6 protein-coding genes are annotated in these 7,344 nt (G+C 47.9%); all 6 read left to right on the forward strand.

The window, feature by feature from the left end; all coding sequences use genetic code 11:
• The first annotated feature begins 121 nt into the window (after nucleotides 1–121).
• The 6 genes from EIZ48_RS26660 to EIZ48_RS26685 are packed head-to-tail and all read left to right on the forward strand — an operon-like array spanning nucleotide 122 to nucleotide 7,057.
• Nucleotides 122–2,416: an FUSC family protein gene (locus tag EIZ48_RS26660; RefSeq protein WP_160658240.1), complete on the forward strand. Its 2,295-nt coding sequence runs from the start codon at nucleotides 122–124 to the stop codon at nucleotides 2,414–2,416.
• Between the two features lie 39 nt (nucleotides 2,417–2,455).
• Nucleotides 2,456–4,108, forward strand: coding sequence for a TolC family protein (locus EIZ48_RS26665; protein ID WP_160658251.1), 1,653 nt, complete (start codon nucleotides 2,456–2,458; stop codon nucleotides 4,106–4,108).
• 5 nt (nucleotides 4,109–4,113) lie between these two features.
• Nucleotides 4,114–4,317 carry a DUF1656 domain-containing protein gene (locus EIZ48_RS26670; RefSeq protein WP_160658252.1) on the forward strand — a complete coding sequence of 68 codons (204 nt, stop codon included), beginning with the start codon at nucleotides 4,114–4,116 and terminating at the stop codon, nucleotides 4,315–4,317.
• An 18-nt stretch (nucleotides 4,318–4,335) separates the two neighbouring features.
• Nucleotides 4,336–5,217, forward strand: a complete 882-nt coding sequence (locus tag EIZ48_RS26675) for an efflux RND transporter periplasmic adaptor subunit (RefSeq protein WP_160658254.1) — start codon at nucleotides 4,336–4,338, stop codon at nucleotides 5,215–5,217.
• 45 nt (nucleotides 5,218–5,262) lie between these two features.
• Complete coding sequence (locus tag EIZ48_RS26680) at nucleotides 5,263–5,934, forward strand: potassium channel family protein (RefSeq protein ID WP_160658242.1); 672 nt, start codon at nucleotides 5,263–5,265, stop codon at nucleotides 5,932–5,934.
• Nucleotides 5,927–7,057, forward strand: a complete 1,131-nt coding sequence (locus tag EIZ48_RS26685; RefSeq protein ID WP_160658244.1) for an AI-2E family transporter — start codon at nucleotides 5,927–5,929, stop codon at nucleotides 7,055–7,057. Before EIZ48_RS26680 ends, EIZ48_RS26685 begins: the two co-directional genes overlap by 8 nt.
• Nucleotides 7,058–7,344: the final 287 nt, after the last annotated feature.

Below are 7,344 nucleotides of genomic sequence, written 5' to 3' on the forward strand. Positions count from 1 at the left end.
AATCTCACAGTATCTTACTCGCCCGAATAATACATTGTTATTGTTAAGACACTTTCTCTGATTAGAGTGCATGTTATTCATCTAGTCTATACAGACTGATCATTGATATGCGGGGTTGGCCATGGCCGGAGAAAGCGCGGAACCTGCTAGACAGACTGGCGCTGGCCTGTCATCCCTTCACATCAATCACTGGCTGTTTCCATTTTGCCTTAGCGAGAAGTTTAAGTTTGCTACCCGGGTAGCAATCAGTCTGACACTCGCATTCCTGATCCCCATGGCACTCGGTTGGCCGCAACCCTCGACAGCGGCTACCACGGTCATGCTGATTGCCTCGACAGGTAGTCGTCGTGAGTCCTTGGCCAAAGGAACATTGAGGGTATTGGGAACAATCGCCGGTGCTATTATCGGCTTGGTACTGGTTGGCTTTTTTGCCCAGGACCGCCTGCTTTATATGCTTGCGGTATCGCTGGTAGTGACAGTCGTTTTCTATATTCGCAGTGCCTATCTGGCAGATCCGACGCTATTTATGCTAACAGGCGTGATGATCCTGATGATGTTTAACGGCGGGGATGCGGAAGGGGCATTTCTGTATGGGCTTGACCGTACCTATATGACGGTATTCGGTGTGGTTGTCTACACCCTGGTTGGAGTCTTTGTTTTTCCTCCTCAGTTTGAACAAAGCCTCAGGCAATTGGCCGAAGATCTCGGCAAAGTCCAGCATCAGTTATTTTTGCTAATTAGTTGTACCGCGGTAGAGCAAGGAGAGTCAGTAACCGAGTCCAATAATGAGAGGGAGCAAGATGCGCAGGGTTCAGATAGCCCGGAGTGCAACAGCGCGCAAAAAAGTGTCTCTGAGCTGATCCCTGCTCTTTATGCTGCGCAAGAGGCATTGGAGCAACGCTATAACACGCTCAGTTCTGAGTGCAGTGAGATTTCAGCGTATAAAAAAGAGTGGGACTACGCGCTGTACTACTATCAGCAAATCACAGAGTTGCTGCTGTTTGCGGCCAAAAGTCAGGATCAGTTATCGTCTCACTCACATGGCTATATTGAAAACTATCAACAGCTTGTGGCAGAGATTGACCAGTCGTTTCAACAACTTCCTTCTGCTTGGGATACTGAAGCCGACAATGCTCACGCAGAGAAGGTGCCTGTTGCCTATGATGCCGACAGGCTTGAGACTGCAGACCACATTACCCGTGGCATAACAGTGACGAGTGGTTTTTTGTTTGGCAAGCTTAATGAGAAGCTCGCTCGATTGATGAGCACAATAAGCTGTATTGATTCGGTGACGGGCAGAATTAGCTTTCATGAGGAGTTGCCGGCCCGTCAGCCCGCCTTTAACTGGTGGGATGCCGAAAATGCCAAGTCTGCAGTGAAAGTCATGGTGACCTACTGGTTAACAGGTCTTATTTGGGTCTTGTTTAATCCGCCCGGTGGTTATAATTTCGTTGTCTTCTGTACATTATTTGTCTCTATACTTTCTTTCTTGCCCATTCACCCAGTCTTGTTATTAATACTATTTTCATTGGGGTTTATTTTTTCAGTTCCTTCCTATGTGTTTATTTTGCCGCAGTTGACGCTGGGCTCAGAGCTGGCGATTTTTATTTTTACCTATACCTTTGTCGGCTTTTATGTATTCAAGGGACCAATTACTATTTTCTTTCTGATAGGCATGTTTACTTTAGGAATAAGCAATGAAATGACTTATCACTTCGGCATTATTCTGACGATTGTTATCTTATTTTATCTTGTCGTCATGATGGTGATATTCTCTTATTATTTCCCGTTTTCATCACGACCAGAGCATCTGTTTTTAGTGATGCGTGAACGCTTTTTCCGTCATGTCTGCGGGCTGATAGCTTGTCACCAAAACCTCACCCCGTCAATGTGGACCAGAGCAAAGCTGGGCTGGCACCTGGTTACACTGAAAGTGACAATGAAGAAACTCAAGATATGGGGAAGTAAGGTAAATACAGCCTATTACGAGCAACTCTCAGCTGAAGACATCACTGGTTTCTGTCGTCAGTGTGAGCTGCTCTGTCACCACCTTATTACCCTGACAAAGTCAGAACCGAGACTACGAAGTAACAAGTTGGTGATGAAGGTTCGCACTGACTATAAGGATAAAGCTATTCCTGAAATTGCTCGGCAGTTAGCAAGTCAGGATGTCTTCAAATTCATACAAGCGAATGAAGACAGTCAAATTTCCGGTGCCAGTGAGAACTATAAGGTACTTGAAAAACAACTGGATAGTTTTTTTGAATCGTTAGAGTTGTCCGATTATTCAAAATCAGACATTGCCGGTTTTTATATTTTCCTAAACTTGAAAAAAAATATATTTGATTCGTTGGTTCAATCTAAAGCTGCAAGTGATGTGATTCACTGGGAGCAATTAACACAGAGTCGATTTTAGGGGGGAGCAGTGTTAAGAGTTTCCAACGCTTTAATAGCAATGTTCTCCGTTACCATAATAACGGCATGCAGTGTTTCGGGGCCAGATTTTGACGGTGTGGATAAGGCGGCCTTGCCCGAAGATTGGATAGGGCAAGATATTAGGGCAGGACATGATAGTAAGGTGAACGAGAACTTGCTAAGTGGTTGGAAAACAGCGCGCTGGTGGATGCAGTTTGATGATCCTGTGCTGGATCGTTTGGTAGAGAAAGCAGCGAATCAGAACCTGGACTTGGAGTCAGCTGGCCTGAGGATTGTTCAGGCCCGTGCGGCACTGGGAGTGGCTGATTCATTTCGATATCCGCAGCGACAGACAGTCTCTGGCAGCCTGGCAAAGATTTATCAGAATGAAAATACCTTTGATAATGCAAGCTTGAGTTTTGATGCAGGCTGGGAGTTGGATGTCTGGGGGAAGTATGCCAGAAGTATCGAGTCGGCCGAGGCGAGCCTGTATGCCTCTGTGGCTTCTTACCACGATATTTTGGTGAGCATTACAGCTGAAGTCGCCAGGAACTATGTGAATTACCGTACGTTTCAGGAAAGGGTGTTGCTGTCCGAGCGTAATATCGACATTCAGGACCGGGTCGTCAAAATTACCGAGGTGCAATTTGAATCGGGTAATGTTACCGAGCTTGATGTCCAACAAGCCAGAACCCAGCTTTATAACACCAAATCGGCGCTTCCGGGATTAAAAATCGGAATGATGCAGTCACGCAATGCGCTGGCGGTTCTATTGGGTATATTGCCCGCAGAGGCAGAGCAGCTGCTGGCTTCGGCAACCATAGATGCAAAAATCAAAGCATTTGACGAGAAATACAGTGCCAGCCGCTCGCAACAAAAACTGACGGGTTACGATCAGTATTCGCTGATCCCGCGCCCGCCTGCTGTCAGGACGGTTGTTGATGCCTCCCTGGTACTTCGCCGACCCGACTTGCAAGTTGCCGAGTTTCAGGCACATGCCAGGAGTGCACAAATCGGTGTTGCCGAAACAGAACTCTATCCCAACTTCTCGTTGTTTGGGGCGATAGGTATCAATAGCACGGTGAAAGCCGGTAACGATTTTAGCTTCAGTGACTCGCTGACGCTGTCACTTGGACCAGCTTTCTCCTGGAATATTTTCCAATATGGCCGGGTAGAAAATAACATTCGCCTTGAGGATGCTCGGTTTCAGGAATCGTTGACCAACTATAACAAGCGAGTATTGCTGGCAGTTCAGGAAGTGAGCAATGCCCTCGAGACTTATCAGTTCAACCAACAGCAGAAATCCCTGGCATTTAGCTCGGTCAATGCCTCCGTCCGGGCATTCAATATTTCGCTGACGCAATATGAAAATGGTCAGATCACGTTTGAACGCCTGCTGAGTTCGATAGAAAAAATGACCCGCAGTGAAGATGCTTACGCCCAGATAAAGGGGAGTGTCGCCAATCAGGTTGTTGCACTTTATAAGTCGCTGGGTGGCGGATGGGAAGCGAACTCGGGGAGAGCGTATTTACAGCCTGAGCTTGCAGAGGAAATGGAGGCGAGGACTGACTGGGGAGATATGCTTGCCAATCCTGTTCTGCCTTCCCTGACACCGGCACCTACCATAAAGGCCGATATACCATATGCGGATAGGGAGAGTGTCGAATCTGCAAATAGTACGAGGGGGCCGTAATGGCGATGCCCCATGAATTGGCGATTGGAGATGTGTATTTTTCACCGCTATTGCTGGTGGTTATTTATGCCGTGATTGCTGCATGGGTGACAGTTGGCCTGCTGAATAAGACGCGCTTGTCACGGTTGATCGTTTTTCCGTCGGTGACGTTCCTGGCTATTGCTTTGCTTTATGTAGTGGCTATCGATGCTTTCTACTTAAGGTTCTAGGGGGGGGATATGAAGACGATAAAGAAGCTCATCGTTCTTGCTTTGAACATCCTGATCATCGGGGGAGCGCTGTATTTTGGCTATCAGAAGTATGAAGAATACTTTACCAATCCCTGGACCCGAAATGGTCAGGTTCGGGCCAATGTGATTAAAGTGGCTCCAAGGGTATCTGGTCCTGTTGTTTACGTGGCGGTACGTGATAACCAGCGAGTCAGGAAGGGCGACTTACTGTTTCAGATTGATCCCAGTACCTATGAGGTTGCCCTTTCCCAGGCCGAGGCGTCATTGGAGCGGGCGATTGTAAGCTCGCGGGGTAAAAAGATTGAGTATGACCGCTTGCTGGATATCAGAAAGCGGGACCGTGGAGCCGTCTCCCATAAAGATCTCGTTCGTCGTCAGATTGCCTATGAAGAGTCACTGTTGCAAATCAAGGTGTCGGAACAGCAGCTAAATGCCGCCAAGCTGAATATGGCATTTACGCAGGTTTTTGCCTCTGTCGACGGCTATGTTTCAAACCTTGATATCAAGGAAGGAACCCAGGCGGTTGCTAATCAGCCCTTGATTGCCTTAGTCGATATTAACAGCTTCTGGGTCTTTGGTTACTTCCGAGAAAGTCAGTTGGAAAGTATCCGTATTGGCAATGACGCCAAAGTCACTTTAATGGCCTATCCGGAGCAGCCGATAGAGGCTGTGGTCGATTCGCTGGGATGGGGGATCGCCCCGAAAGATGGCAGTGTTGGCTACAACCTGTTGCCGAACGTTAATCCCGTTTTTCAATGGATCCGGCTGGCACAACGGATTCCGGTTCGTATTTCACTCAGACAGCTGCCGGAAGGCGTCGATCTGAGGTTTGGGCTTACGGCGTCCATTATGGTTATGAATGAGCAGGAACAGAAGTAGTTGTGCGAGAGGGAATCGCCATTAATAAACAGCGAGGGGGAGTAAATGGGTAAAAGGATAAGCGAGAAGAATAACTTCTATTACCTGACCATATCGTTGGTAGTTTTGCTAGTCAGTTCCTCGCTGGAACAGGCGTTGAGGATTGGTTTTCTTGATGTTGTCCTGCAGGGAGTGACGATACTGAACTTCGTTGTCTGCCTGGTTAGCCTGCGCTTTGACAAGAATTGGTACCGGTTTCTCCTAACCATCGCGATCTGCTGGGGCATTGTGTCGGTCACCAAGGCGATTTTCCCAATCCCTCAGATGGATGTAGTGATACTGACGTTAATGTTGATCTTTTTTGGTGGCACTTTCAAATCGATTGTTCGCCAAATATTGTTTACTGGCAGTATCGATTCGAACAAAGTGGTTGGCTCGTTGGCCCTATTTTTGCTGTTGGGGCTAATGTGGGCAATCCTCTATCTGGTCATCCTCGAGTTTTCTGCTGAAGCATTCACCGGCATGGTTCAACTGCCCTGGGGAGAGAATTTCTCAAATGCCGCCTATTTCAGTTTTGTCACACTGACAACCCTGGGGTATGGCGATATCAGTCCGATTTCACCGGTTGCACAGGTTATCGTCTACCTAGAAGCGATAACGGGTGTCTTCTATATGGCCATCGTTGTGGCCAGTCTGGTTGGTGCAAGCCAAAGTAATCAGGAAAAGAACGATGGATAAACAAATTGAAAAGCATCAAAGCAGTGTATTTATCAATAACATGGTTGAGTCCGCGATTCGGATTGGCTTGCTATTCGTATTGCTTATCTGGACTTACGATATTGTTAAACCATTCATCATCCCGGTTCTGTGGGGAGCGATCATAGCAGTTGCGTTAATGCCGTTAACGCTTAAACTCGCGAATGCGCTGAACGGCAAACGCGGCCTTGCGGCGACGCTTCTGGCCTTGCTCGGGGTAGCTTTGCTTGTAATACCTTTGGTAATGGTCTCCGGCTCTGTCTACGATGGGATTGCCGGGCTGACAGAAGCACTTCAGGAGGGTAGTGTAAAAATCCCCGGGCCGACACAGCGTGTTGCCGAGCTGCCGTTAATTGGTGAGCAGCTTTATGATGTCTGGGCGCTGTTTGCATCGAATATGGAAGCTGCCGTTACTCGCTACAGCGAGGAAATCAAAGCTTCGGTGGCTGCTGTTGCTGGATTTTTGGGGAGTAGCCTGGCAACCATTGTCATGTTTATTATCTCTTTGCTTATTGCCGCAGGTTTCATGGCCCATGCCGAATCCATGTCGAAAGCTGTTCAGACCGTCTCTGTCCGGGTGGTCGGCAAACATGGTGAGGAGTGGGCGAAACTAACAGCAGCGACCGTGCGTAGCGTGTTACTGGGAGTGGTCGGCGTGGCTTTCATTCAGTCGCTGCTGGTCGGGTCGGCCTTTTTCGTTTTCGGTGTGCCTGCTGCGCCATTGCTGACTTTCATCGTATTCGTCTTTGGTATTGCTCAGCTTCCCGCGACATTGGTGGTACTGCCTGTGATCTTGTATGTGTTTTCGGTTCAGGATACGACGCCGGCCACTATCTTTACGGTGTGGGTTCTAATAGCTGGCTTATCAGATAATTTCCTCAAACCATTGCTGATGGGGCGGGGCGTGTCTATTCCAATGCCGGTGATTCTATTCGGTGCTATCGGCGGAATGATATCGGCAGGGATTATCGGCTTATTTTTGGGGGCCGTGATACTGGCGATTTGGTATGAGCTATTCACAACCTGGTTAAAGCTGGATCAGAAAGACGTACCTGATTTGGCAGAAGCAGAACTGGAGCAAAAAGCTCAGCCTGAGAATAAGTAATTTTCTGCTCAGATAGTATGAAGAGTCTAATTATACCCAAGCTACCTCAAGATGCAGGATTCAGAGTGAGGCCAGCGGGCTCAGTTCAAGGAAAATAACGGTAGTAATGGTAGCCCCTTTCAACGTTATTTGACACAGGAATGAGTTCGCTGGCTCACTCCCAAAGGGCGAGTTTACTTGGCTTCCATGCGTTGTTACCGATTATTGATTTAGAGCCACTAGATCTTCAAATCGGCGCCTAGCCTACAAGCCAAGTAATTCTCGCTGAAACGAGCATCTTGAGGTAG

The organism is Photobacterium alginatilyticum (assembly GCF_009910675.1).
Lineage (GTDB): Bacteria > Pseudomonadota > Gammaproteobacteria > Enterobacterales > Vibrionaceae > Photobacterium > Photobacterium alginatilyticum.

What these genes read in the sequence shown, in the direction of transcription:
- EIZ48_RS26660 (WP_160658240.1), top strand. Translation starts at nt 122, where the DNA reads ATGGCCGGAGAAAGCGCGGAACCTGCTAGACAGACTGGCGCTGGCCTG.
- EIZ48_RS26665 (WP_160658251.1), top strand. Translation starts at nt 2,456, where the DNA reads ATGTTCTCCGTTACCATAATAACGGCATGCAGTGTTTCGGGGCCAGAT.
- EIZ48_RS26670 (WP_160658252.1), top strand. Translation starts at nt 4,114, where the DNA reads ATGCCCCATGAATTGGCGATTGGAGATGTGTATTTTTCACCGCTATTG.
- EIZ48_RS26680 (WP_160658242.1), top strand. Translation starts at nt 5,263, where the DNA reads ATGGGTAAAAGGATAAGCGAGAAGAATAACTTCTATTACCTGACCATA.
- EIZ48_RS26685 (WP_160658244.1), top strand. Translation starts at nt 5,927, where the DNA reads ATGGATAAACAAATTGAAAAGCATCAAAGCAGTGTATTTATCAATAAC.